Origin of the sequence: Epilithonimonas hungarica (assembly GCF_900102265.1) — a bacterium.
GTDB classification, from domain to species: domain Bacteria; phylum Bacteroidota; class Bacteroidia; order Flavobacteriales; family Weeksellaceae; genus Epilithonimonas; species Epilithonimonas hungarica.
In genome coordinates, this window is record NZ_FNBH01000002.1 from 901508 (window position 1) to 926917 (window position 25410).

Annotated in this window: 28 protein-coding genes; 16 read left to right on the plus strand and 12 right to left on the minus strand. The window is 36.2% G+C overall.

The genetic code is table 11. From position 1 onward, the window contains the following. Positions 1–33 precede the first annotated feature (33 nt). The 5 genes from scpA (at position 34) to BLT30_RS11440 (ending at position 5627) form a co-directional block, all read left to right on the plus strand. Complete coding sequence (gene scpA / locus BLT30_RS11415; RefSeq protein WP_089873754.1) at positions 34–2157, plus strand: methylmalonyl-CoA mutase; 2124 nt, start codon at positions 34–36, stop codon at positions 2155–2157. Between the two features lie 769 nt (positions 2158–2926). Then, complete coding sequence (locus BLT30_RS11430; protein ID WP_089873648.1) at positions 2927–4318, plus strand: RtcB family protein; 1392 nt, start codon at positions 2927–2929, stop codon at positions 4316–4318. A 91-nt stretch (positions 4319–4409) separates the two neighbouring features. Further along, a complete protein-coding gene (gene prfH, locus BLT30_RS11435) occupies positions 4410–5108 on the plus strand; it encodes a peptide chain release factor H (protein WP_089873649.1) in 699 nt (232 codons plus the stop codon). Then, complete coding sequence (locus tag BLT30_RS18395; protein WP_262488087.1) at positions 5095–5223, plus strand: hypothetical protein; 129 nt, start codon at positions 5095–5097, stop codon at positions 5221–5223. The genes prfH and BLT30_RS18395 overlap by 14 nt, the downstream gene beginning before the upstream one ends. After that, complete coding sequence (locus BLT30_RS11440) at positions 5223–5627, plus strand: tetratricopeptide repeat protein (protein ID WP_245707168.1); 405 nt, start codon at positions 5223–5225, stop codon at positions 5625–5627. The genes BLT30_RS18395 and BLT30_RS11440 overlap by 1 nt, the downstream gene beginning before the upstream one ends. Before the next feature lie 21 nt (positions 5628–5648). Here BLT30_RS11440 and BLT30_RS11445 read toward each other — a convergent pair whose 3' ends face one another. Continuing rightward, a complete protein-coding gene (locus tag BLT30_RS11445) occupies positions 5649–5957 on the minus strand; it encodes a hypothetical protein (protein WP_089873650.1) in 309 nt (102 codons plus the stop codon). An 88-nt stretch (positions 5958–6045) separates the two neighbouring features. On the opposite strand from BLT30_RS11445, the gene meaB reads away from it, so the two are divergent. After that, positions 6046–7032, plus strand: coding sequence for a methylmalonyl Co-A mutase-associated GTPase MeaB (gene meaB, locus BLT30_RS11450; protein WP_089873651.1), 987 nt, complete (start codon positions 6046–6048; stop codon positions 7030–7032). Here meaB and BLT30_RS11455 read toward each other — a convergent pair whose 3' ends face one another. The 3 genes from BLT30_RS11455 to BLT30_RS11465 all read right to left on the minus strand — a co-directional run bounded on the left by BLT30_RS11455 (position 7033) and on the right by BLT30_RS11465 (position 8940). Further along, positions 7033–7548, minus strand: a complete 516-nt coding sequence (locus BLT30_RS11455) for a DUF4251 domain-containing protein (RefSeq protein WP_175487180.1) — start codon at positions 7546–7548, stop codon at positions 7033–7035. Between the two features lie 68 nt (positions 7549–7616). Then, positions 7617–8723, minus strand: coding sequence for a glycosyltransferase (locus tag BLT30_RS11460; protein ID WP_089873653.1), 1107 nt, complete (start codon positions 8721–8723; stop codon positions 7617–7619). Position 8724: 1 nt separating this feature from the next. Continuing rightward, positions 8725–8940: a uroporphyrinogen decarboxylase gene (locus BLT30_RS11465; RefSeq protein ID WP_089873654.1), complete on the minus strand. Its 216-nt coding sequence runs from the start codon at positions 8938–8940 to the stop codon at positions 8725–8727. 174 nt (positions 8941–9114) lie between these two features. On the opposite strand from BLT30_RS11465, the gene BLT30_RS11470 reads away from it, so the two are divergent. Both BLT30_RS11470 and BLT30_RS11475 read left to right on the plus strand, forming a co-directional pair. Beyond that, positions 9115–11640 carry an ATP-dependent Clp protease ATP-binding subunit gene (locus BLT30_RS11470; protein WP_089873655.1) on the plus strand — a complete coding sequence of 842 codons (2526 nt, stop codon included), beginning with the start codon at positions 9115–9117 and terminating at the stop codon, positions 11638–11640. A 51-nt stretch (positions 11641–11691) separates the two neighbouring features. Then, complete coding sequence (locus BLT30_RS11475) at positions 11692–12270, plus strand: Crp/Fnr family transcriptional regulator (RefSeq protein WP_089873656.1); 579 nt, start codon at positions 11692–11694, stop codon at positions 12268–12270. Between the two features lie 118 nt (positions 12271–12388). On the opposite strand, the gene BLT30_RS11480 is transcribed toward BLT30_RS11475, so the two are convergent. After that, a complete protein-coding gene (locus BLT30_RS11480; protein WP_089873657.1) occupies positions 12389–12913 on the minus strand; it encodes a hypothetical protein in 525 nt (174 codons plus the stop codon). A gap of 114 nt (positions 12914–13027) precedes the next feature. Between BLT30_RS11480 and mnmA the strand changes: the two genes are divergently transcribed. Next, a complete protein-coding gene (mnmA, locus tag BLT30_RS11485; protein ID WP_089873658.1) occupies positions 13028–14215 on the plus strand; it encodes a tRNA 2-thiouridine(34) synthase MnmA in 1188 nt (395 codons plus the stop codon). 60 nt (positions 14216–14275) lie between these two features. Here mnmA and BLT30_RS11490 read toward each other — a convergent pair whose 3' ends face one another. Genes BLT30_RS11490 through BLT30_RS11510 form a run of 5 tightly spaced genes read right to left on the minus strand, consistent with a single transcriptional unit; the run spans position 14276 to position 17304 of the window. Then, on the minus strand, positions 14276–15022 hold the full coding sequence (locus BLT30_RS11490; RefSeq protein ID WP_089873659.1) for a LytR/AlgR family response regulator transcription factor: 747 nt from the start codon (positions 15020–15022) through the stop codon (positions 14276–14278). 40 nt (positions 15023–15062) lie between these two features. Further along, a complete protein-coding gene (locus BLT30_RS11495; RefSeq protein ID WP_089873660.1) occupies positions 15063–15362 on the minus strand; it encodes a 2TM domain-containing protein in 300 nt (99 codons plus the stop codon). A gap of 16 nt (positions 15363–15378) precedes the next feature. Further along, entirely contained in the window at positions 15379–15681 is a 303-nt protein-coding gene (locus BLT30_RS11500) for a 2TM domain-containing protein (RefSeq protein WP_089873661.1), read from the minus strand. Next, the gene (locus tag BLT30_RS11505) at positions 15668–15967 is read right to left on the minus strand and encodes a 2TM domain-containing protein (RefSeq protein WP_089873662.1); all 300 of its coding nucleotides are present in this window, start codon (positions 15965–15967) and stop codon (positions 15668–15670) included. The genes BLT30_RS11500 and BLT30_RS11505 overlap by 14 nt, the downstream gene beginning before the upstream one ends. A gap of 17 nt (positions 15968–15984) precedes the next feature. Next, positions 15985–17304 (minus strand): 2TM domain-containing protein, encoded by a 1320-nt coding sequence (locus BLT30_RS11510; RefSeq protein ID WP_089873663.1) that lies wholly within the window; start codon positions 17302–17304, stop codon positions 15985–15987. 188 nt (positions 17305–17492) lie between these two features. On the opposite strand from BLT30_RS11510, the gene BLT30_RS11515 reads away from it, so the two are divergent. The 3 genes from BLT30_RS11515 (at position 17493) to menD (ending at position 20781) form a co-directional block, all read left to right on the plus strand. Beyond that, positions 17493–17690 (plus strand): hypothetical protein, encoded by a 198-nt coding sequence (locus BLT30_RS11515; RefSeq protein WP_027382938.1) that lies wholly within the window; start codon positions 17493–17495, stop codon positions 17688–17690. A 228-nt stretch (positions 17691–17918) separates the two neighbouring features. Next, positions 17919–18959, plus strand: a complete 1041-nt coding sequence (locus BLT30_RS11525) for a PA0069 family radical SAM protein (protein WP_089873665.1) — start codon at positions 17919–17921, stop codon at positions 18957–18959. A 157-nt stretch (positions 18960–19116) separates the two neighbouring features. Continuing rightward, positions 19117–20781 carry a 2-succinyl-5-enolpyruvyl-6-hydroxy-3-cyclohexene-1-carboxylic-acid synthase gene (menD, locus tag BLT30_RS11530; protein WP_089873666.1) on the plus strand — a complete coding sequence of 555 codons (1665 nt, stop codon included), beginning with the start codon at positions 19117–19119 and terminating at the stop codon, positions 20779–20781. An 87-nt stretch (positions 20782–20868) separates the two neighbouring features. Here the strand turns inward: menD and BLT30_RS11535 are convergent, their stop codons facing one another. Beyond that, positions 20869–21495 (minus strand): aminotransferase class IV, encoded by a 627-nt coding sequence (locus BLT30_RS11535; protein WP_089873667.1) that lies wholly within the window; start codon positions 21493–21495, stop codon positions 20869–20871. Continuing rightward, positions 21479–22423 (minus strand): aminodeoxychorismate synthase component I, encoded by a 945-nt coding sequence (locus BLT30_RS11540; RefSeq protein WP_089873755.1) that lies wholly within the window; start codon positions 22421–22423, stop codon positions 21479–21481. Before BLT30_RS11540 ends, BLT30_RS11535 begins: the two co-directional genes overlap by 17 nt. Positions 22424–22545: 122 nt before the next feature. On the opposite strand from BLT30_RS11540, the gene BLT30_RS11545 reads away from it, so the two are divergent. The 4 genes from BLT30_RS11545 to BLT30_RS11560 all read left to right on the plus strand — a co-directional run bounded on the left by BLT30_RS11545 (position 22546) and on the right by BLT30_RS11560 (position 25383). Beyond that, positions 22546–23253, plus strand: a complete 708-nt coding sequence (locus BLT30_RS11545) for a hypothetical protein (RefSeq protein WP_089873668.1) — start codon at positions 22546–22548, stop codon at positions 23251–23253. A 71-nt stretch (positions 23254–23324) separates the two neighbouring features. Further along, entirely contained in the window at positions 23325–24053 is a 729-nt protein-coding gene (locus BLT30_RS11550; protein ID WP_089873669.1) for a beta-carotene 15,15'-monooxygenase, read from the plus strand. Between the two features lie 15 nt (positions 24054–24068). Further along, positions 24069–25160 (plus strand): AI-2E family transporter, encoded by a 1092-nt coding sequence (locus BLT30_RS11555; protein WP_089873670.1) that lies wholly within the window; start codon positions 24069–24071, stop codon positions 25158–25160. Between the two features lie 10 nt (positions 25161–25170). Next, on the plus strand, positions 25171–25383 hold the full coding sequence (locus BLT30_RS11560; protein ID WP_089873756.1) for a DUF3820 family protein: 213 nt from the start codon (positions 25171–25173) through the stop codon (positions 25381–25383). Positions 25384–25410: the final 27 nt, after the last annotated feature.

Sequence of the window (25410 nt, forward strand, 5' to 3'; positions counted from 1 at the left end):
TATTACATTTACTTTCAGAAGATAAAAGGAAAAATGCGCCACAAAATAAAAACCCAAAACCCTGATTTTCAAAATATTAAATTCAATTCGAATTCAGAAAATTACACTTTTGAAAAAGACGGATTGGAACTGAAATCAAAATATTCTGCAGAAGATGTAAAAAACAAACGTATTTTGAACGGCTCAGCCGGAATTGCGCCTTTTCTTCGTGGTCCATATTCCACGATGTATGTTCAGAAACCTTGGACAATACGCCAATATGCAGGCTTTTCCACAGCAGAAGAATCAAACGCATTTTACAGAAGAAATCTTGCAGCAGGTCAGAAAGGACTTTCCGTAGCTTTCGATTTGGCAACACACAGAGGTTACGATTCAGACCACGCAAGAGTCGTTGGAGATGTTGGTAAGGCAGGCGTTGCGATTGATTCTGTCGAGGATATGAAAATCCTTTTCGACCAGATTCCTTTGGACGAGATTTCGGTTTCAATGACAATGAATGGCGCAGTTCTTCCGATTTTGTCTTTCTACATTGTCGCAGCAGAAGAGCAAGGCGTTTCTCAGGATAAATTGTCCGGAACAATTCAGAATGACATTCTGAAAGAATTTATGGTTCGGAACACTTACATCTATCCGCCGACGCCATCAATGAAAATCATCGCCGATATTTTCGAATATACTTCCAAGAATATTCCAAAATTCAACTCCATTTCAATCTCAGGTTATCATATGCAGGAAGCCGGTGCAACGCCCGTTTTGGAAATGGCTTACACTTTAGCCGACGGTTTGGAATATGTAAGAACCGGAATAAAAGCCGGAATGAACGTCGATGATTTTGCTCCTAGATTATCCTTTTTCTGGGCTATTGGAATGAATCACTTTATGGAAATCGCCAAGATGCGTGCCGCTCGTTATATCTGGGCAAATCTCCTGACACAATTCAATCCTCAGAATCAAAAATCTTTAGCCTTAAGAACACATTCCCAAACCTCTGGCTGGAGTTTAACAGAACAAGAACCGTTTAATAATATCACCCGAACTACAATTGAGGCGTTGTCTTCAGCTTTGGGCGGAACACAGTCTTTGCATACCAATGCTTTGGATGAAGCCATTGCTTTACCAACAGATTATTCAGCGAAAATTGCAAGAAATACTCAAATCATTCTTCAGCAGGAAAGCGGAATTTGCGACGTAGTCGACCCAATGGGCGGAAGTCATTTAGTCGAATCTCTGACTCAGCAAATGATTGACGAAGCAATGAAATATATTGATGAGGTCGAAAAAGAAGGCGGAATGACCAAAGCCATCGAAGCCGGAATCCCGAAAATGAGAATTGAGGAAGCTGCCGCCATAAAACAAGCTAAAATCGACAGTGGCGAAGAATTTATCATTGGCGTTAATTCCTTCAAATCCAATCTTAAACAAACCGACATCGACATTCTCGACATCGATAATACAGAAGTCCGCAGAAAACAAATCGAAAGATTAGAAAAAATTAAAGCCGAACGAAACTCAGAAGCCGTTGAAGACATTTTAAATAAAATCCGAGAAACCGCCAAAACCGGAAACGGAAATCTTCTTGAACTTTGTATAGAAGCTGCAAGAAGAAGAGTAACTTTAGGCGAAATGAGTGACGCAATGGAAGAAAGTTTCGGGCGTTACAAGGCCAACATCAGAACTATTTCAGGAGTTTACGCTATGAATGCAGGAAAAAATGAATACTTTGAAAAAGCCCTTGCTTTAAGTCAGAAATTTGAAGATGCAGAAGGAAGACGGCCAAGAATTATGGTTGCCAAAATGGGGCAAGATGGTCACGATCGAGGTGCAAAAGTGGTTGCGACGGCCTTTGCAGATATGGGATTTGATGTAGATGTTGCGCCGTTATTCCAAACACCGGAAGAAGTGGCGAAACAAGCTGTTGAGAACGACATTCATATTTTAGGTGTTTCAAGTTTAGCCGCTGGTCACAAAACATTGGTTCCACAAGTTGTGGAAGAACTGAAAAAACTCGGTGCTGACGATATTACCATTGTTGTCGGCGGTGTGATTCCGAAGCAAGATTACGACTTTCTTTACGCCAATGGCGCAGATTTTATTTTTGGTCCTGGGACTAATTTGCCGAAGTGTGCGGTTGATATTTTAGAGAAATTTTTGGCTTAACCTTTATTTATAAGTAATGTTTGGAAAACTAAATAAAAAATACAGCAATGCCCTACTTTCATTCAATTTTTATGCTCTCGCGATTTTAGTAATATTTTTAATTGCAATCTCGGGAAGGTTCAAATCGGGGCCATGTACACCAAACTTAGATATCCTGTCCGTAATCTTTTTATATCTTATTTCTTTTATTCTTCTTTTAATCAATGGAGTAAGATTCTTCTATTATAAGAAACCCAACAAATATTCTTTTTATATGCATTTAATTGCATTTTCTCTATTGACATTTTTTTTCTTCACATTTAAAAAATAATTCTATATTTGCATCTGAAAATTAAGTTCAATCAACAAAAATAACAACGAAGCAATGTTCAAATACAATCAACATACATCAGTAGGATTGCCTTTTGCAAAGGCGAGGCTTCGTGGTTTGGTACATTCTTAGAATAACAGTACAATGAAATATCAAAACCCGAAGTCGTAAGATTTTCGGGTTTTTTATTGCGCAATATTTCAAACTCAAAACAGTTTCCCCGAAATCAATTTTTATTAGGAGCTTAATCCCGCTTTCCGCTATATCTTTTTCCGCCAACGCTTTTTTCAAGCCAAGGCAAAAAAAGGATGCCGCTGCAATCGGGGCTAAGGATTTCAACTCCAAATCAACATTTGTCATAAAAATATTGTGACAACAAACATCAACTAAAAAACTAGTTGAAAATATTCGATGTGAGAAAATCACTTATCTCTCATCATTTATCAATTATAGAAAACAATGGGAAATTTAAAACTAAAAGGAAAAGATATATTAAAATTGGGTTATCCAAACAACCAGAGCGTTAACATCGCTTTGGAAGTGATGAAAAGAAATTTTGCAACCAAAAATATTCATTATGTAAAATCTCTTCTCAAGGAAATCCAGCAAAATCCGGAGAACTTCGAGAAAGATTTAACCTTTGGACAAATTGCAGAAGCTTTGCTTTCATCAAAGAAAACTGAGAAAAGAATGCTCAATACCAACCGGGCATCATTTCAGATTTTCGGAAATAATATTTCAGAGGAAGCAAAAAACCAACTGTACATCGCACTGAAACTGCCAATTGCAACACAAGGTGCTTTGATGCCCGATGCACACAGCGGTTACGGACTTCCAATTGGTGGAGTTCTAGCAGTTGAAAATGCAGTGATTCCTTATGGAGTCGGGATGGATATTGGTTGCAGAATGTCGCTCAGTATTCTGGATACGCCAATTTCATATCTCGACGGCGCAAAAGACAAATATGAAAAAGCGCTTGCAGAACACACCAAATTCGGCATGTACGAAACGCACAAATCTCACATCGACCACGAAATTTTCGACAGAGATACGTTCGATTTGATTCCGATTTTGAGAAGATTAAAAGGAAAAGCCATCAAACAAATGGGAAGTTCTGGCGGTGGAAATCACTTTGTGGAATTTGGAGAGGTTGAAATCACGGAAGAAGACGAACAAATCGGACTTCCAAAAGGAAAATACCTCGGAATTCTTTCTCACAGTGGTTCGCGCGGATTGGGAGCCGAAATCGCTCAGTATTATTCAAGAGTCGCGACAGAACAATGTCCGTTGCCAAAAGAAGCACAAAACTTCGCTTGGCTGGATTTGAACACGCATCTCGGCTTAGAATATTGGACAGCAATGAATTTGGCGGGAGATTACGCTTCGGCTTGTCACGACGATATTCACAGAAGATTGGTGAAAGCAGTCGGAGGAAGAGTGAAAGCCAGAATTGAAAACCATCACAACTTTGCTTGGAAAGAAATCCACAACGGAAAAGAAGTGATCGTTCACAGAAAAGGCGCAACTCCAGCCAATGAAAATGAATTGGGAATGATTCCGGGTTCGATGACGGCGAAAGGTTTCATCGTTCGTGGAAAAGGAAATCCAGATTCTTTAAATTCAGCTTCGCACGGAGCTGGACGGGAATTTTCGAGAGGTGAATGCAGAAACCGTTTTACTCAAAATGACATTAAGAAAGAATTAAAACTTAAAAATGTTGCGTTGCTGGGCGGAAATGCCGAAGAAGCTCCGATGGCGTACAAAGACATTAATGAAGTGATGAACGCACAAAACGATTTGGTCGATATTCTTGGAACTTTCCAACCCCGAATTGTAAGGATGGATAAGTAAATACACTCTGTCATTCTGAACGTAGTGAAGAATCTCAACATTTCAAAAGAGATTCCTCCTTCGTCGGAATGACAAAAAAAATTAAAAATCAATGGACAAAATAATACAAATCACCTCGGGAAAAGGACTTTTAGAATGTCAATGGGTAGTTGCCAAAGTTCTGAAGGTTTTTCTTGAGGAAGCAAAACAAAATAAAATCGATTACGAAATCATTCACCGTGAAAATGGCGATGAAAACCTGACTTTGAAATCTGTGGCCTTATTATTAAAAGGAAAAGATATAAATGAATTTTTAAAAACCTGGCTTGGTAGTATTCTTTGGATTGGGAAAAGCACCTACAGAAAATTTCATAAACGAAGCAATTGGTTTATCGGGATTTTCGAACTGGAAGGTTTGGAGAAAATTGAATTTAATGAGAAAGAAATTCAGTTTCAGACGGCGAGAAGTCAGGGAAGCGGCGGACAAAACGTGAATAAAGTGGAAACAGCCGTTCGGGCAATCTATCCGAAAACCGGACAAAGTGTTTTCGTGCAGGATTCCCGTTCGCAGGTTGAGAATAAAAAACTTTCAATTATTCGCTTAAAAGAAAAAGTGATGGAATTTCATATTCAACAATTGGAAAAACAAATGCAGGAAACGTGGAACAATCATTTGAATGTTCAAAGAGGAAATCCAATCCGAACATTCTCGGGAAGCGATTTTAAAAAGAATCATCAGGAAAAATCTTTCAAAAAAGAAAGAAATCAACTGAAAAACGAATTAAAAAACTACAGAAATGACCTTAACTAAAAGTAAATATTATTTCGAAGCTTTGGATAACTATCCTTACAGCTTGCCGGATTGTCTTGAAGCGTTGAATTACGCGCTTTCGTACGACCCTGAAGAGCAGATTCGATTTGTTTGATGGGAAGAATCTACAGCGAAATGCTCAATGATTATGAAAAAGCAAAACTCTATTTCGAGGAAGCGATGCAATGTGATGTCACCAATCTGAAAACGCCAAAATATTACATCAAATGTCTTTTGGATAACGAAGATTTGCAGGAAGCAGAAAAACTGATTACCTATTCTTTAAAAATAAAAGGAATTGATAAATGTAGAATTCTAATCCATAAGGCACATTTGTCTGAGATAAAAATGGATTTCAAAAAGGCATTGGAAAATTTGAAGAAAGCTAAGAATTTTGCTTATGACCAATCGATGCTGGACTTTTTGAAGAGTAAAGAAAAACTCATCAAAGAGAAAATGCCAAAAAAATCCAAAACAGCTTGTAAGCGTAAAAATGAAAAGAAGAAGGAAACCCAATAAGGTTTCCTTTTTATACTTTAACTATTTCTTAGCATTAGCATTCACATAAGCTAAAACCCAGTTGGTTTCTTCTGCTGTTAATTTTGCTTTTGGTGCCATTCTTTCCATAATCGGTTTCCAATCAGCAACGGTGAACTCCGAAGGTGTTGGTAATCCGTGACATCTTCCACAACGCAGGTTGTACAGATCCTCTCCTTTTTTAAGGATTTCTTCTTTGGTAAGATTTACAATAGCCGTATTAGCTCCCGTCGTTGGCGATGTTGTTTGTTGTGTTTTACAAGAATAGACGATTACGCCCAAAAGGCACAAACTGTATATGTATTTTTTCATTATTTTTGAATTTGATTTTATCAAAAGTAATCAATTTGGTTGCAGATAAAATCAGCCCAACGTAATTTGTAATTATTCCAAATTCCCAATGACAAAACAACTCAGCTTACAGGATTATATCGATGGAATCCAATCTTCGGACAAAAGGATCTTGGGAAAAGCCATTACACTTGTCGAAAGTAAAAAGCCTGAGCATCGGGAAATGGCGGATAAATTACTGAAAGAAATCTTACCATTCACAGGAAAATCTGTCCGAATTGGAATTACTGGCGTTCCTGGTGCTGGAAAATCGACATTCATAGAAAGTTTTGGGAAGTTTGCGATTGAACAAGGAAAAAAAGTGGCTGTTCTGGCAATAGACCCAAGTTCATCTATCAATAAAGGAAGTATTCTAGGCGATAAAACCAGAATGGAAGAATTGGCAAAAGACCCGAATGCTTTTATCCGGCCAAGTCCAAGTTCCGGATTTTTGGGCGGAATTGCCAATACGACTTTTGAAAGTCTTCTGATTTGTGAAGCAGCAGGTTTTGATTATATCCTGATAGAAACGGTTGGAGTCGGTCAAAGTGAAACTTTAGTCAATGACATTACGGACGTTTTTCTTTTTCTGAAAGTCATTGGAACTGGCGACGAATTGCAAGGAATCAAACGCGGAATAATGGAAATGGCGGATTTGATCTTCATCAATAAAGTCAATTCCGAGAATCTCTCGAAAGCTAAAATGACTAAAACCGAACTCACAAGAGCTCTGCAATTCATTACTCCTAAAGAGAAAAATTGGAAAATCCCTGTGATTCTTGGCTCAGCTTTGGAGAAAACAGGGCTTGATGAAATCTATAATAAAATCGAGGATTATATCTCATTAAAGAAAAAAAACGGAACTTTCCTAGAAACAAGAAAAAATCAGGCTCAGAAAAGATTCGAATTTTGGGTGAAAGAATATATTCTTGAAAAGGCAAAAAATGACCATCTTATGGAAAATTCTTTTCAGGAGCATAAAAAAAATGCTTCAGAACTCCTGTCTAATCCGAGTTCCGAAGCCAATGATTTTGTGAAAAAGTTATTTGGAAATTAATTATTTCGCAGCTGAAATATTTCCGTCAAAGCTGATTGGCTGTCTATTATTGGATTGTATAGACAAAAATGCACTTCCATTTTTAAATATCTCTAGACTGAAAACATAATTTTCTTTTTGGTCTCTCGGTGTGATCACAAAAAGTGTATTTCCTTTTTTGCTCGTGGATTGTTTTACTGTGAATTCTTTAGATTCAAAGGTCAATCCACCTTTTGTGGCATCGCCAGGACTCACATTAAAAGCTCTTCCAAAGTACGGTAAAGCAACACTGAACAAATCTTTTTTGAGATTGAATCCATAACCTGGGTCAAGGTTCAAAAGTCTAGTTCCCGTGGAACCTGGCATCGAGTTCATTACGTTAATGACATCATAATTGGTTGGAAATGCTCTCGTTGCGTTGAAATCAAATTCTTTTTTTTCTATCGAGGAAGTTAATGTTACCGGGTCAAGATAAATTTGGCTTCCGCAACTCATTGTCATCAGCGCAATACTTATCATTAAAATAAAAGATCTCATATTCATTATATTAGAATAATTAATTATCAAAAATCATACAATCTTTAGATTGCTCAAAAAGGAAAAGGTTAATGACTGTGTTCTAATTCTTTTTTGCAGTCTGAGAATATCTTGAGAATCTTATCCTCTTCATTTTCCCAGCAAAGTTCGTCTGCGGCCACATTTAAGTTATGAAGGTAAGCGGCCTTCCCTTTTCCAAGAACTATTTTAAGTTTTTCTGCAAGATGCTCCGGAGAATGATTTTCTATAATCTCGCCAACCCCAAACGACCTTACAATGCTCGACATTTCTGGAAAATCAGAAACTACGACGGGAACTCGGGATTGGATATAATCAGAGATCTTGTTTGGTAAAGAATAGTAATAGCTTAATCCATTATTTTCTTCGATGCTCAATCCAACATCGGCTTTTGGAGTGATTTCACGAAGATCTTCAGGACGAAGTTTCCCAAGGAATTTGATTTTATTTTCAACTTTAGACTTTTTCGCGATTTCTCGAAATTCCTTTTCCATTGGACCACCACCCGCGATCCAAAGTTCAGCATTTTCAATCGATTGCATTGCAAGAATTGCCTTATCGATTCCACGTGAATAGTTTAACCAGCCTTGATATAGGATTATTTTGGTAGAATTTTCTGTCGTTCCGTTAAACTCGAGCTTTCGAGGCAAATTTCTTAAAACAACAGGCTTATTGATTCCGTATTCTTTTGAAAACCAGTTAGCATAGGACTCACTCGCAGCTACCATTTTTTTGATTTTTGGCACAAAGGTCTTTTCTATCTTCTTCCAAATATGTTTTACCCAACGACCTTGTATTGTCGGCATTTCTGTAAAGATCTCATGACTATCAAAGACCAGGGGTATGCCCAATTTTTTAGAAACGAGATAATTTGGCATCAATGTTTCCAGGTCATTGGCCAATAAAATGGTCTTATTGTCAGCATTTTTTTTGATTTCCTGATATAACTTTTTCTGGTATTCTATATAAGCTAATCGGAGTATCTTGGATTTCAAAGGAATCCGGAAAAAAGGATAAGGCCGCTCCATTTCTGGCGCTCCCAACCAGTTATTTCCAATAAGGATCGGCTGATATCCACTATCATAAAGCGTCTTACATACCTTTTCCACACGTTGGTCCGTGTACAGATTATTAAAAACACTTACGATAACTTTCATCTTAATCTTTTTTTATGATGTGATAGATCTGAATAAAAGCGAGAACGGCATTCGGAATAATAATTGGCCAAAGCGTTCCACTATATATACCATAGACTACAAAACATATGCATCCCAACAAATTTACCGTTCTAATGGTTGTGATTTTTTTTAATAAGAAACTGCAGACCACGAAAACGGAAGCCAAATAACCAACATATTCTGACCAATTATCCATTTAATAATTTTTTTGAGGATTACAAACCTAAACATTTTTGAACTGAAAAAAAAATAATGTCAGAAAGTCCTGTTTTTTCTAATGGCAACCTATTTGCAACCAAATATTTAAATTTTACAATAATTTATTGTAGGATTGATCATAAAAAACATAACTTAGTGTATATTTTTAATTATGGATTATAAATTTTCAGATGGTTTGAACCGTGTGTTCAAGCAAAGCAAAAATGAAGCAAGGCGTTTGCAGAGTGAATTTCTGAATACTGAACATTTCCTTTTAGGAATCATTAAAACTGAAAATTCTGCAAAAGAGATCCTCGAAAATCTAAGCGCGGACCTTACCCAGATAAAAAGAAAGATAGAAACCCTCAGTGCTGTGAATTCTAATCCGTTTACTGCAAATATGGGAAGCATCTCTTTTACCAAAATGGCAGATCAGGCCGTAAAGAGGTCTGAATTGGAATGTCGCCAGTATCAATCTGCTGATATCAATACGGTGCATCTTTTATTAGGGATATTATATAAGCAAGAAGATCCTACTTCAAGCATTCTTCAAGCTTATGATATAGATTACGATGCTGTACAGAAGGCATATAGAACAATGTTGAAAAACACTGATCAGCTTCCGCAAAATAGTGCTTACGACGATGATGAGGAAAAAGATGAACCTTACAGCCAAATGAAAAAGCCAACAGGAAATCTTGGTGCTCAGAAAAGCAAAACACCTACTTTGGATAATTTTGGTCGTGACCTGACATCTCTTGCAAGGGACGGAAAGCTGGACCCTGTTATCGGTCGTGAAAAAGAGATCGAGCGTGTTTCTCAGATCTTATCAAGAAGAAAAAAGAACAATCCGCTTTTGATCGGTGAGCCTGGAGTTGGTAAATCTGCAATTGCAGAAGGTTTGGCTTTGAGAATTCAGCAGAAAAAGGTTTCCAGGGTTCTTTATGGTAAACGTGTTATCACATTAGATCTTGCAAGTCTGGTTGCCGGAACCAAATATCGTGGACAGTTCGAAGAAAGAATGAAAGCGATAATGACAGAACTTGAGAAAAACAGAGATGTCATTCTTTTCATAGATGAGCTGCATACAATTGTTGGTGCGGGAAGTTCCACAGGAAGTTTAGATGCTTCCAATATGTTCAAACCAGCTTTGGCAAGAGGTGAGATCCAGTGCATCGGAGCAACAACATTGGACGAATATCGTCAGTACATCGAGAAAGATGGGGCTTTGGAAAGAAGATTCCAAAAGGTAATGGTTGAACCAACTTCAATTGAGGAAACAATTCAGATCCTCCATCAAATCAAAGATAAATATGAAGACCATCACAATGTGCATTACAGTGATGAGGCCATCAATGCCTGCGTTAATTTGACAGCAAGATATATTACAGACAGATTCCTTCCGGACAAGGCGATTGATGCGATGGACGAAGCCGGATCAAGGGTTTATATCAAGAACATGAAAGTTCCGACTGAGATCATCGATCACGAATCCCGTATCGAAGAAGTCAAAGAACTGAAGCAAAAAGCTGTGAAAGCTCAGGATTATCTGGAAGCAAGGAAATTGAAGGACGAAGAAGAAAGACTTCAAATCGAACTAAATCTTGCTCAAGAACAATGGGACAAAGATGTAAAAGAGAAAAAAGAGGAAGTTACCGAAGAAAGTGTTGCCGAAGTAGTTTCTATGATGAGCGGTGTACCTGTGACCAAAGTTGGCAAAAATGAGCTTGATAAACTGGCTCAAATGGATGATAAACTGAACGGAAAAGTAATAGGCCAGGAAGATGCTGTGAAAAAAGTGGTGAAAGCCATCCAAAGAAACAGAGCCGGTCTTAAAGATCCGAACCGTCCGATCGGAACATTCATTTTCCTTGGAACAACCGGTGTTGGTAAAACAGAATTGGCAAAAGTAATGGCACGCGAATTATTTGATTCTGACGAAGCTCTGATTAGAATCGACATGAGCGAATATATGGAGAAATTTGCAGTTTCCAGATTGGTTGGTGCGCCTCCGGGATATGTTGGCTATGAAGAAGGTGGGCAATTGACGGAAGCTGTCAGAAGAAAACCTTACGCTGTTGTTCTTTTGGACGAGATTGAAAAAGCACATCCTGATGTTTTCAATATCCTATTGCAAATTCTGGACGAAGGTTTCGTAACGGATTCTCTTGGAAGAAAAATTGATTTCAGAAATACGATCATTATTTTAACTTCCAATATCGGAACCAGAGACCTGAAAGATTTCGGGGACGGTGTAGGATTCGGAACTTCTGCAAAGAAAACGAATACCGATGCAAGAGCAAGATCTACGATAGAAAGCGCATTGAAGAAAGCTTTTGCTCCGGAATTTTTGAACAGGATCGATGATATTATTATCTTCAATTCTCTTGTACAGACCGACATCAGAAAGATCATCGACCTTGAGTTAGGAAAACTTTACAGCAGATTAGAAAAATTAGGCTATAAAGTTGAATTGACAGAGGAAGCCAAAGATTTCATTGCTGAAAAAGGTTGGGATAAAGACTTTGGAGCGAGACCTCTCAAACGTGCAATTCAAAAATACATCGAAGATCTGTTAGCAGAAATGCTTGTCAATAAACAATTCAGCGAAGGCCAACAAGTTGTTTTGAAGGTCAATGAAGCTAAAGATGGATTGGAAGGGGAAGCCCATAAAGAAAAAAAAGAAAGTGTAAAATAAATTACATTGAATTAATATGACCACCTTTTATTGAGGTGGTCTTTTTATATTATGGAAGAATCGTTAAAAGAATATCTATTGAAAAATATTCCTGGACTTAATAAAGAAGACCTGGAAATACTTTTGCCTGATCTATCTTTCAGAAAACGCAATTCTGGAGATATTTTTATACAGCCGGGTGATAATAATACAAAAGTCTACTACATTAAAAGTGGTATCGTCCGGGTATATCATCTTCTAGATAATGGAACAGAAAAAACTGTTCTTTTCCATAATAAAAAAAGCTTTGTTGGTAACTATGATGGTATCATCTATAATCGCCCATCAAGGTATTTTTATCAGTCCATTGGAGAAACCGAGGTTTTTGAACTGACCTATGATGCTATAAACCAAGGCTCTCAGAAAAGTATTACGCTCAATAATCTAAGAGGTAATATGTTTCTGATGATGATAGGTATTCTATTGAAAAATATTGAAGATTTTGTACTTCTTAATCCTGAGGAAAGATACCAAAAACATTTGGAGGAAAATGCAAATGTGCTTCAAAAAGTCCCATCGAAATACATCGCTTCCCTTCTGGGAATCACGCCGGTATCTCTCAGCAGAATAAAAAAAAGAATTTTTAAGTAGTAATTAACAAACGTTAATTTTTTATCCAGAAATTCATTATACTTTTGCAACCCTTTATAAGGCCCTCTATAGCTTGTTTAAACACGAATGATGAACTATTAGGAGGGCTTTATTTTTATTATAACCCTACTACAAATCCTACACTTGGGATAAATCCTGTACTGAAAATACTACTTCTCTCCTTCCAAAGTACATTGTACATCAATCCGAACTGTGCAAACGCATTATTCCCCAAACTCTGCATATAACCACCGCCAAGATAAAGCGCTGTTTCATCGGTATTGAATTTATAACCTGTGTATTTCTCTTTAGAATTAATGAAATATTGCTGAAGATTAGCTCCTATAAAGAACGAGCGGGCAAAATAATAATTGGCAAAAGGACCAACCCCAAACATTGTGGAGGTGTAATAGTCATCTTTTTGCCAGGAAACATTTCCAATAATCCCGCCTTCCAATTGGTCTGTGATTTTATAACCAACTCTCGGGGAAACCTGTAGATTAAAATATGAATTACTTCCAAAACCAACTCCCAAGCCACCACCAAAAGTCCAGCGATTGGTTTGACTTCCGGAACTGATTGCCACTTGAGAAAAGCTAAGAATACTAACGAGTATTAAATTTAATGTGAAAATTTTCTTCATAAGATTGTTTTTATCGATGTTTAAAATTATGGTTTTTTTTCGACTCTTTTAATTGTATTTTTGCACCATCAAAACTAAGAACTCCCGTCAAGAGTTTCGTAAAATTGAAATCAAATGAAAATAGTAGTTGGCCTCTCCGGAGGCGTAGATTCTAGTGTGACCGCTTATCTGTTGCAACAGCAAGGTCACGAAGTTATCGCACTTTTTATGCGAAACTGGAACGATGCATCGGTAACATTGGAAGATGAATGCCCTTGGATAGAAGACAGTAATGATGCGCTTCTTGTCGCACAAAAATTAGGAATTCCTTATCAGGTCATCGATATGAGCGAGCTCTACAAGGAGCGAATCGTAGATTATATGTTTGATGAATATCAAAAAGGCAGAACGCCAAATCCCGATGTGCTTTGTAACCGTGAAGTGAAATTCGATGTTTTCATGAAAACGGCTTTATCACTTGGTGCTGAGAAAGTTGCAACCGGACATTACGCCCGCGTTGAATCCACTTTTGATGAAAACGGAAAGGAGATTTTTCATCTTTTAGCTGGGAAAGATAATAATAAAGATCAAAGTTATTTCCTCTGTCAGTTGAGCCAAGATCAGCTTTCTAAAGCGTTGTTTCCAATCGGAGAATTGACTAAACCTGAAGTGAGAGAAATCGCTAAAGAAATCGGTTTGGTAACGGCCGATAAGAAAGATTCTCAGGGACTTTGCTTCATTGGTAAGGTAAGTTTGCCAACTTTTCTTCAACAGCAATTGGTTCCAAAAGAAGGCGAAATTGTGGAAATCTTCAATGACTTTGCGGAATATTATAAACCTCAACCAAACTTCAATTCAAAACAACAGGAATTGGAATATCTGTCGGCGAAAATCAATTATAAAAAAGAGGACGGAAAAGTGATTGGCAAGCACCAAGGTGCGCAGTTTTTCACGATTGGTCAAAGCAAAGGATTGGGAATTGGCGGACACAAAGAGAGCTGCTTCATCATCTCCAGAGAAATGGAAAACAATATCATTTTCGTGGGCGAAGGAAGAAATTTCCCGGGACTTTTCAGAAGCGCTTTGAAAATTGATAATTCTGAAGTTCATTGGGTTCGTGAAGATTTGAGATTGAAAAACGGAGAGTCTATGGGCGTAATGGCAAGAATCCGTTATCGCCAGGCTTTGGAAAAAGCAACGATTTATCAGTTTGAAGACGGCTTTTATATGGAATTTGAAAATGCTCAATCTGCTATTGCTGAAGGACAGTTTGCTGCTTGGTATATCGATGACGAATTGGTTGGAAGCGGCGTGATTTCTTAAGAAGTAATTAGAATTAAATATTGAAAACAGGCTTTACGGAATTCCCGAAAAGTCTGTTTTTTAATTTCCTGCCAGCCAATCCTTAAAATCCTTCACGCGTTCCCTGCTTACCGTAATCTCTTCATTCGTTTGGAACTCCAGATCGACTTTATAATTTGGGGAAGTGTGGATGTTTTTGATGTAATCTGAACTGATGATGAATTGTCTATTGACACGGAAAAATTTGGATTCTTCCAAAACATTTTCCAGTTCGTCCAAAGTAAAATCTGTCGGAAAATTTCGTTCTTTGGTCTTAAGATAAACGATTTTGTTTTCGCTGTAAAAGCAACTGACTTCATTGATGGAAACGACTTTCAGATTATAACCAATTTTTACCAAAATTCTGGAAAGTGTTGCCTGCTCTTTTTTAACAATTTGCCTGATTTCCTGCGAATTAACAGCGCCTTGTTCCGGTAAGAACGATTTGAATTTCTCAATAGCTTTTGCCAAATCTTCTTCTTCAATGGGTTTCAAAAGATAATCAATACTATTCAACTTGAAAGCTTTCAATGTGTATTGGTCAAAAGCTGTTGTATAAATAATAAAAGCCTTGGTTGAAACTTTATCAAAAATATCAAACGATAATCCGTCACCTAAAACGATGTCCGAAAAAATCAGTTGCGGATGTTCATTTTCCTGAAACCAATCAACTGACTCTTCCACAGAATTAAGGCTTGCAACTAATTCTAAATCAGAAAATAAACCTAATAATTTCTCAAGTCTTCTTACCGCCGGTTTTTCGTCTTCAATGATTATCGTTCTTATCATTTTTATAGTTTTTTTAATTGAATCGAAATTAGTGAAAATATTATTTTTCCTTATCCATTAATTTGCGAATTTTTCGCTGTTCCCAATCCTTTCCCAAGAAAACAAATCCAGCGTGAACTAAAATTATTATTCCCCAAACTATAAGGCTATAAAACTGATTTACTTTTATCTTCATATAGCCAAGCTCGTGATAAAGGATGTTGAAAATTATCAATATAATATTTACAGCAATATAAGACACTAAATGGGCATAGAAGCCTCTAATCTCTTTGACTCTTTTTTGCGCATTCAGATAGCGAATTTTTTCATCTGAATTCTCTTCGGGTTTTCGATTTTCCATAAGAATCTATTTTAAATTACTTATTCTTTTCCATTAATTCCCGAATTTTTCGCTCTTCCCAATCTTTTCCGAGAACAAACTGCGGAACAAAAACACTCAATGCGTGTGCTAACAAACCAATTCCCCAGAAGAATAGGGTGATGAAATTTTCTGCTCTGAAATAGCTTTCTCCCGGTTTCAGATTCTGAATATTAATCAAAACGATCAGCAGATTTACAAGAATATAAATTACCAAATGTGTATAAAACCCTTTCAGTTTTTTCACTCTTCTTCTGGCTTCAAGATATTTGATATTGTCTTGTTTATTAATAATTTCCATTGTTTTCCTTTTTAATTTCTTTGTTGATCATATCATTTTCCCAATCGGAATTGAAGAAAAATAAGTTTACGCCTTTGATTGCCAGAATCAATCCCCAGATGATGAAAATCCAAGAAACCTGCATCTCGTCAAGGTTTTGAGGAAATCCGTTTTTGAAGAATCTGACTCCGTAAATTACACCAAATACGATTGCAAAAACAAGGATTCCGGAATAGAATTTTTTGATTTTTTGTACCCTTTCCACGGCCATTTCGTAACGTGGATTTTCTTTATTAATATTTTCCATTGTGATTGATTTTAAGATTATTTCTGATTGTTCATTATTTCACGAATCTTCTTTTCTTCCCAATTTTTACCGATTGCGAATACGTTCATCCCGTGAGCCATAAGACCGATTCCCCAGCCAAGCATTGGCCAGTAAAACCAAATTTGCTCAGGAGATGTCAATAGATTGATAATGACCAAAAATGGAATCACAATGCAATAGGAAATCAAATTTCCATAGAATCCTTTCAATTCTTTTACTCTTTTTACTGCTCTTTCGTAAGCGAAGTTTTCTGTAGATTGTGTGGTGTAAGTTGTCATTGTTTGAGATTTTTTTTCTATTAATATTGGTATTTTGACTTTAAATGTCTGTTCTGTTTTTTCTATAAATACATTGTCTTTTGTAAGAAGTGCATATCGCTGAACGATGTTTGCTAAACCAATTCCCGCACTTTCTTTAAGCTGTTCTCTTACTTGAAGGTTATTTTCTATTGAAAGAAATTTTCCTTCTGTGAAGATTCTGATATTCAATGGTTTTGATGAGGTTGCGAAATTATGTTTGATACAGTTTTCCAACAATAATTGTAATGAAAGTGGAACTACGAATTTTTGCAAATCATCTTGATTAATATCAAAAATGAAATTCACGCTATCCTCGAATCTGGTTTTCAAAAGGTTACAGTAGATTTTAGCAAATTCTATCTCATCCTCCACTTTCACCATTTCCTTGTCTTTCTGCTCTAGAACGTAACGATAGATCTTTGACATCGATGTCGTGAATTTCTGCGCCTGTTCAGGATTTTCATCAATCAAAGCTGTTAAAACGTTCAAAGAATTGAAAAGAAAATGCGGGTCCAGTTGATTCTTCAAAGATTCGAATTGGGCGTTGGCAGATTTTGCAATCAGTTTCTGCTCTACAACTTCTTTTTTTGTATTTTTCTTCAGTTCCTCCATAAAGCCTTTGGCATGAAGAAAAGCCGAAATCATCAATGCAATATTAATTGTAAACCAATTGATAAAATTGTATTTCGCAGAGAAGAAAGTTTCTGCAGTAGCTGTTTTCTGAATGACCACAAAGTTGAGATAACCACACAGATAACTCACAACCACATTCACAACGACCAATGCAATAATTCCAAAAATGGTTCGTGTTCTGGTTTGTTCCGTCCAGGGAAATTTTTTGTTCAGGAATTCGTTCGTCAATCCATTACTGATTCCGATGAAGAATGAGTACATCAGACAAACTAAAAGTCCATAAAAAAAATTCTCCACTGTTTTCTCATCCGTATCTACGATGAAGAAAAAAAGGTTTACTCCAAAACCAACCCAAAACAGCGATATGATATTTTTTCTTTGCATTTCTTAATTTCTTGGTTCAAAATTATGACAGAAAGAAAAGTTAAGCAATTATATATGACCGAACTGTTAAAAAATCCGACTGAACTGTAAAATGCCTTGTTAAGAATCTTAAATTTTTGATAAGATCGGTACTGACACGCAAAAAAGGAACATCTTTTGCTTGACAAAAAACCAAAACTTAATATTATATGAATAGAAATGTAGAAATAATCTTTGCAGGACTTTTCGGAACAGCTGCTGTTTTGGGAATTTTTGCAGCGAGGAAATATTTTAAAAACAAGATTTATAACAGCGAATATTCTGACCATCATTTATTATTCGGAAATTCTAAAAGAAAATATTACGCATCTCCAAATGACGGCGTAGAATTGGACGCATTCTTATAACACACACTATTTTTATTATACAAATTTCCGGTTCTCGCAAGCCGGATTTTTTTGTGGAAAACTTTCCGGAATTTTAAGATATTTTTCATTTTCCAAGTGATAATTTTGAAACAGAAATCCAAACGAATTTTTATAGCAAAAACGGAAGTCAAATTCCGTTAATTCACATAATACATTGTAAATAAAAAATTTACAATAAGGATTCTTTGTAATCAATATTAATCAAAAATGTCAGATTTAATTCCAAAAGGTCAAGGTGCGCAACGCAATGTCATCAACCGATTCGACAGATATACTTTCGAGCCGGAAGACTATGAATTGGACAAAATCAAGACTCAGGTTACAGAAGTTTTCCCGAAAAGTATTATTAATGTGATTAAAAGTCCCGATTTGATGATGGACTATTCTATGAATCCGTACCAAGGTTGCGAGCACGGCTGTTCTTATTGTTTTGCAAGACCAACTCACGAGTTTTGGGGATACAGCGCAGGTGTTGATTTTGAAAGAAAATTAATGGTCAAAAAAAATGCGCCGGAACTTCTGGAAAAAACCTTTCAGAAGAAATCTTACGTTCCAAAACCCATTATGCTTTCCGGAAATACCGATTGTTATCAACCGATTGAGAGACAATTTGAAATTACCCGAAAACTGCTTCAGGTTTGTCTGGATTACAGACATCCGATTTCCATTATCACAAAAAACGCTTTGATTCTGAGAGATTTGGATATTCTCGAAAAAATGGCTGAGAAAAACCTGATTTCGGTTTCGATGAGTATTCCGACGCTTAATGAAGATCTGAGGCGTGTAATGGAACCAAGAACTTCAACCGCAAAAAATAAATTGAAAGCAATAGAATTTTTATCCGAGAAAAATATTCCGGTGAATGTGATGATTGCGCCTGTCATTCCAGGTTTGACCAGCGACGAAAGTCTCGGAATAATGAAAGCTGTTTCCGAAGCTGGCGCAAGAAGCTGTGGTTATACTTTGGTCAGATTGAATGATACCGTTGAACCTGTTTTCATCCAATGGCTAGAAGCGCATTTCCCTGACAGAAAAGACAAAGTTTTGAATCTCATTCGCTCAATGCGAGGTGGAAATCTCGGCGAAAAACGATTTTATGAAAGATACAAAGGCGAAGGAAACATTGCAGAAATGATTCATAAAACTTTTGAAATTGGAAAGAAGAAATTTTTTAATAATAAAGAAAGAGCATGTTTGACGACTGAGCATTTTACAGGAAGCAGGACTCAACAATTGCGATTGTTTTAAAAAGAATTTCCAATGCTTTTGATTAGATTTGCATATTAAAACCACATAGACACAATAGTTTTATTTGGAAAATCTATTTTAACTTATAAGTCAAGGAAAAATAGTTCTATGTTTCTATGTGGTTAGAATAATATATTTATTACAGAAAGTTTCCCAAATGAAGCAATATTCCGCAAAACGCAGCATCCAAATTCTAGCTCATATTCTTGAACAATACGGCATCGATAAAATCATCATTTCTCCAGGTTCCAGAAACGCACCTTTGGCGATTCATTTTTCCGAGATTGATACGTTCCAATGTTACAGTATTGTGGATGAAAGAGCCGCTGCTTTTGTCGGTTTAGGAATGTCGAAATCGATTAAAAAACCTGTTGCAATAACTTGTACAAGCGGTTCTGCTGCGACTAATTATTATCCGGCTGTCGTAGAAGCTTTTTATCAGAATGTTCCTCTTTTGGTTTTAACAGCGGACAGGCCTGCTGATTTTGTGGATATTTTTGACGGGCAGACGATTCGTCAGAAAAATATTTTCCAGCAACATTCTTACGGTGATTTCGAATTGCTGGAAGATGAAAAAGACAGCGCTGATGATTATAATTTTGAGACGATTAAAAAAGCGGTTGAACTTTGCATCGAGAAAAGCGGACCAGTTCATATCAATATTCCTTTGGCAGAACCTCTTTATAATCTTTTGGATGAGCTTCCGTTGATGCCTGCTGTTGAGAAAACAATTCAGAAAAAAAATTATGAACTTCCTTCGAATCTGGTTGCAGACTGGCATACTTCCAAAAGAATTATGGTTCTTGCAGGAACGCTTGCCCCAAATCCAGAGTTGGAAGCTCAACTTTCGCAATTGGTTAAAAACCATACTGTTGTTGTCTTAACGGAAATGAATTCCAATCTTCAGCACGATAAATTTTTCGCTCATATCGACCGATATATCACAGATTTTTCTGAAGAAGATTATCATACTTATGCGCCAGATTTATTGATTACCATCGGGCAAAATGTGGTTTCCAAAAGAGTGAAACAATTCCTGAGAAAGGCAAAGCCAAAACAACATTGGCATATCGATGAATTTTGGCAACCGGATACTTATTTTGTCCTTAGCCAAAAAATTGAAATAAAACCAGAACTATTCTTTTCCAAATTATTGAAATCCATCAATCTGGAACCAAGAGCTTATTTCAATCTTTGGGATGTTCTGAAAGATAAAAAAGATGCGAAACACGAGGAATATCTGAACAAAGCGCCGTTCTCAGATTTCTATCTTTTTAATCAGTTATCCAATCAAATTCCTGAGAATTATAGAGTTCATTTCTCAAATTCCTCAGCAATCCGCTACGCACAATTATTTGAATATCAGAAATATGATGTGTATTGCAATCGTGGAACCAGCGGAATCGATGGCTGTACTTCTACAGCAATGGGATTTGCGATGATGGAAGACGAACCCACGATTTTGATTACCGGAGATTTGTCGTTTTTCTATGATATCAACGGACTTTGGAATCAGTACATTCCGCCATACACAAGAATTGTGATTTTCAACAACGGCGAAGGCAATATTTTCAAAATCATTCCTGGACCAAGCGGAACAAATGCTTTGGACGAATTCATTGCAACGCAACATCACAGAAATGCAGAATTATTAGCAAAGAATTTCGGATTTGATTATATAAAAGTTGAAGACGAAATCTCTCTTGACCGTGTTTTACCAAATTATTTCAAGCCGGATTCTAAACCGAAAATATTGGAAGTAATGACTTCGGAATGTAATAATGCGGATATCTTGAAGCAGTACTTCGTGGAGTTGAAGTAAATTTTCTCGCAGATTAAACAAATTTTACTGATTTTTAAAGTCTGCGTAATCCGCTAAATCCGCGAGAATTAATAATTCTTTAATAGTTTAAAACTCCAAATCCGATTCTTCTTTCGGAAGATTAATGATTTTCTCAATCGGATAAATGAACATATCATCAAAATCATTCAAAGCATTGATAAGCTGAAAATGTGTAAATTCTTTGATATTATCTAAATTAATTTCGGTTTCTTTGATTTCCTTTGTCTGTAATAGATTTTGTTTCATCACACCATTCAGAAGATAACTTTTCGGCGTGAACCAAGTTTTATCTTTCAAGAACAAAAGATTAGAATATGATGTGTCTGTAATCTGATTATTTTTGATAATAATGACTTCGTCAGCGTGGCTTTTGTCTTTCAATTTTTGTAATTGAGTTCTGTCAGCAGACTTAAAGCTATAGTCGATTTCATTATCAACAACCAATTCGAAATCATCTAATTCTGAAATGGCATAAGGAATAACTTGCGTTTTGAAATTGTTTTCCAGATCATATTCGATTCGGAATTTGTAAAGTCCGTCTTCGTCGTGCTCCAGATTGAGAAATAAACTGTAAATATCGATTTTACATTCTTTTCCAAAATTCGAAAAAGTGTCATTCATTCTTTTCTGATGAAGTTCTTTCAGGAAAATTTTCTGGTCTTCAACTTTGATGCTTTCAATAAATCGGGACATAGATCTTGTTTTTCATTTCTTCATATTCACTGATAAGGCCACTTTGATGGGTAATTCCACCTCCGCTTTTGAAAAAAAATTTGTCATTCTCTTTTTCAATAAAACGTATCATTACACAGGAATCCAGATTTTTTCCATCAAAGTATCCTGCAATTCCAGTATAAAAACCTCTATTATATTGCTCGGCTTCCAAAATAATTTCCAAGGTTTTCGGTTTTGGAGCGCCTAAAATAGAACCTGCCGGCAACAACTTTTGAAGAATTGTTCCAATTTGATTTTGATATTCCGGTTTGATGTCACCTTCGATTTCCGAACTCATCGCCAAGAGATTTTTCTGCTTGGTTTTGATATAATCGATTCTCTGGAATTCTTTAACATGAACATTATCTGCAACCATACTCAAATCATTTCTCAACAAATCGACGACCGTATAATGCTCCGCTTTTTCCTTTGGGTCATTTCTCAGGATACTTTCGGCATCTTCGGTTTCTGCATCGATAGTTCCTTTCATTGGATGTGTAAAAATCTTATTATCAACGACTTCTATAAAGGTTTCTGGTGAAAAAAACACAAATTCATCCGGAACCAGAACTTTATATTTCGCTTTTGAAAATCTGAAAATATCTTCTAAACTTAAGTCTGTTTCAATTTCGGTTTTAGTTGTGTAATTCGTTAAATAAGAATTTCCTTTTCTGAGATTTTCCTGAACGATTTCAAATCCTTTTTTATAATCTTCTAATGTTTCAGGGAAAGATTTCCATTTAAAATCAGGAATTGTTTCGTACTGATAATTAACGCTTGTAACGTTCGGAAAATCAACCAACAAAGCGTTATTTTCAATTTCGTTTTTGGTGAAAATTTTAACTTCGTCCATCAAAAAATTAATCAAGAAAAAAAAGGTTTCTTTTCTTTCTGATAATTCGTCCATCTTCTGAAACTGCGGATTCTCAAACATAAAAACAAAAATAGAAAAAAGATGATAGAGAAAAGATAAAAGACTTAAAATGTGGTTTATCAATTCCAATCCTCTATTTTTGCAAAAATTTTAGAATGACGACGCAAAAACCAGAAATCGGGAAAATATTAACGGAAGCTTATCAGTATTGGATGAGAACACTGCCATTTCAGTTTTTGTTCAGCGCCATTTACTTTGCTATTTTTATGTTTGCTGCAATGTATGCGTTCCGATATTATGGTCTTTTTGAAGAAGTTCAGAAATTTCAAAACTTATTTTACACAGACACTCAGGCATTTTTGAAAAAATACGAAGTACTGATGCAAACACAAAATGCGCTTTCTTTTGCAATGGTAGTTTTGGTCATCAAAGCGGTAATTTTTCCCCTGAATATCGGATTCTTTAAAATTTACAGAAAATTGGATTTGGGAGAAACTCCGGAAATGAGTGACCTTTTTGTAGGATTCCGAGGTCATTATTTTTTCATTTTTGCAATTTACTCATTGTTTTGGAGTGTGGTCAATACTTATTTATCTGTGTTTACATTGGTTTGGATTCCAATGATGTTGCTTATTCCGGCTTTGATTTTCTTCAAGAATTCCAATTTCTTCGAAGCATTCAGGATCAATATTCAGACATTTCAGAAAAATATCATTTTGATCTTTGTAGCGAGTTTTGCCTCCATCCTTTTTTCTTATTCTGGAATCTTAGCTTTTGGTTTTGGATTATTTCTGACATTTCCGTTTTGGAATGCTATGATTTATGTTCTTTACAAGCACTTGATTGCTGATTTTCAGGAATAATTGTTACTGATTTAATTCGATTCAAGAATTTTTTATGTAGATTTGATAATAAACTTCAAACTCAAACTACAATGGAAAATTTCAAAGATTTTGATTCTCAAGCAACAACCCCAGAAAGAGAAGCGGGCTCTATTATTTCTCACGCTTTAGAGATTTTTAAGAATACTTTTTTATATTGCTTTTTGGCGATTGTCATCTATTTCTTGCTTAGTTTTATCGTCCAGCTTATCACTGGTTTTGATTCTCAACTTTTGGTGGAAGAAATGACAAGTGGCGGACACGTAGATTATAAAGACATCATCGCGGCTCCTGGCTTTGCAGCTTATAGTGGTGCAAGTTTTTTAGTTACGCTTCTTCTTACGCCAGTTTTGGTAAGTTTGATTTATGTGGCTAATAAGTCCAGTTTCAAACAACCAATTGTTGTTTCCGATATCTTTTTTGCTTACAGACAGAACTTTATTAATATTTTCATTTATGCATTAATTACTCAGATTGCACTGACAATTCTACTTTTTATGTGCATATTGCCAGCTGTCTTCGTAATGCCGTTCTTTTTCTTGGGTTATCCTATTTTGATTTTTGAAAAAGCAAGCGCTTTTGATGCTTTGAAGAAGTCTTTTGATATTGTACAAAATAATTATGGCACGATTTTACTTACCGGATTGTTAGCTGGTCTTATCAGTATTGCAGGTGTGGTACTATGTTGCGTTGGTATTTATCTTACAATTCCATTCGCTTACATTGCGATGTACTCTACTTATTGTGCATACTGTGGGACGCCAAGGCAATTAAATCCATAAAAAATAAAATAAACTATGTCAGATTCCGATAAACAAATAGATTCTGTTATCATCAAACAGATAGCCTTAATTCTTCTTATATGCGTATTGGTTGGATTAATTTGCTGGAATCTGGCATTGTTCATTCCATCGGTTTTAGGAGCAGTCACGCTTTACATCATATGTAGAAAGTATAATTTTTATTTAATAGAAGAGAAAAACTGGAAACCTTGGTTATCAGCAACTGTTCTGATGCTGGCTTCTCTTGTGATCCTGATTTTGCCTGTTTATTTTACAATTGACCAATTGGTTTCCAAGTTAGGAAATGCACAGGTCTATATGCAGAAATTCAATATTTTTCTAGAGAAGATCCATCAGTTTGTTTATCGGAAAGTCGGATTTGATATCCTTAGCAAAGAGAATATTACTAAAGTAACTAATTTTGCCGGAAACTTTTCTACAAAGGCTTTGAGTACGACCTTCAATACTTTTACAGTTGTTGTTTCTATGTATTTTATCCTGTATTTTATGTTTACGAAAGCCAGACTATTCGAAAGAATTGTGGCGAAAGCAATGCCTTTCAAAAGAACAAATACGCAAATGCTGGGAGATAAATTTGCTAAGCTTGTAATGGCAAACGCCATCGGGATTCCTGTGGTAGCATTAGGACAAGGAATAGTCGCTCTGATCGGTTACTATATTTTTGGTGCGCCAAGCCCAATGCTTTTATTTGCATTAACAGCCCTTGCATCTATGTTGCCTGTTGTCGGCGCAGCCATTGTTTATATTCCTGTGGGGATCTTTATGATTGCTGAAGGACAAACTGGCCCGGGCGTTGGAATTTTAATTTACGGATTGGTGATAGTTGGTTTGACCGATAATCTTCTGCGATTTACATTATTGAAAAAGTTAGAAGATATCCATCCATTGATCACCGTTTTTGGGATTATTATGGGTATGAATATTTTCGGATTTATGGGGCTGATATTTGGTCCGATCCTAATGTCAATAACTGTCTTATTAATACAGGTTTACAGAGACGAATTTTCTGAAGAAGATACACCGCCTCCTTTACAATTCCCAAATCAAGAAGACGAAATAGAAGGCAAACCCGACATTATTATTTAAAATGGAAGGAATCAATCCTCAAATCCTGAAAGAAATTTGCGAAGTCAAAATGCCTTTCGGGAAATACAAAGAAACAATTCTCGCAGACCTACCAATTTCTTACCTCGAGTGGTTTATGAGAAACGGCGGATTTCCTTCAGGAAAACTCGGGATGCAATTGGCAACCATCTATGAAATCAAATTAAATGGATTGATGGATTTGCTAAAACCGCTCAGACGATAATTTTTTTCGGTAAATTTGCAAGTATAA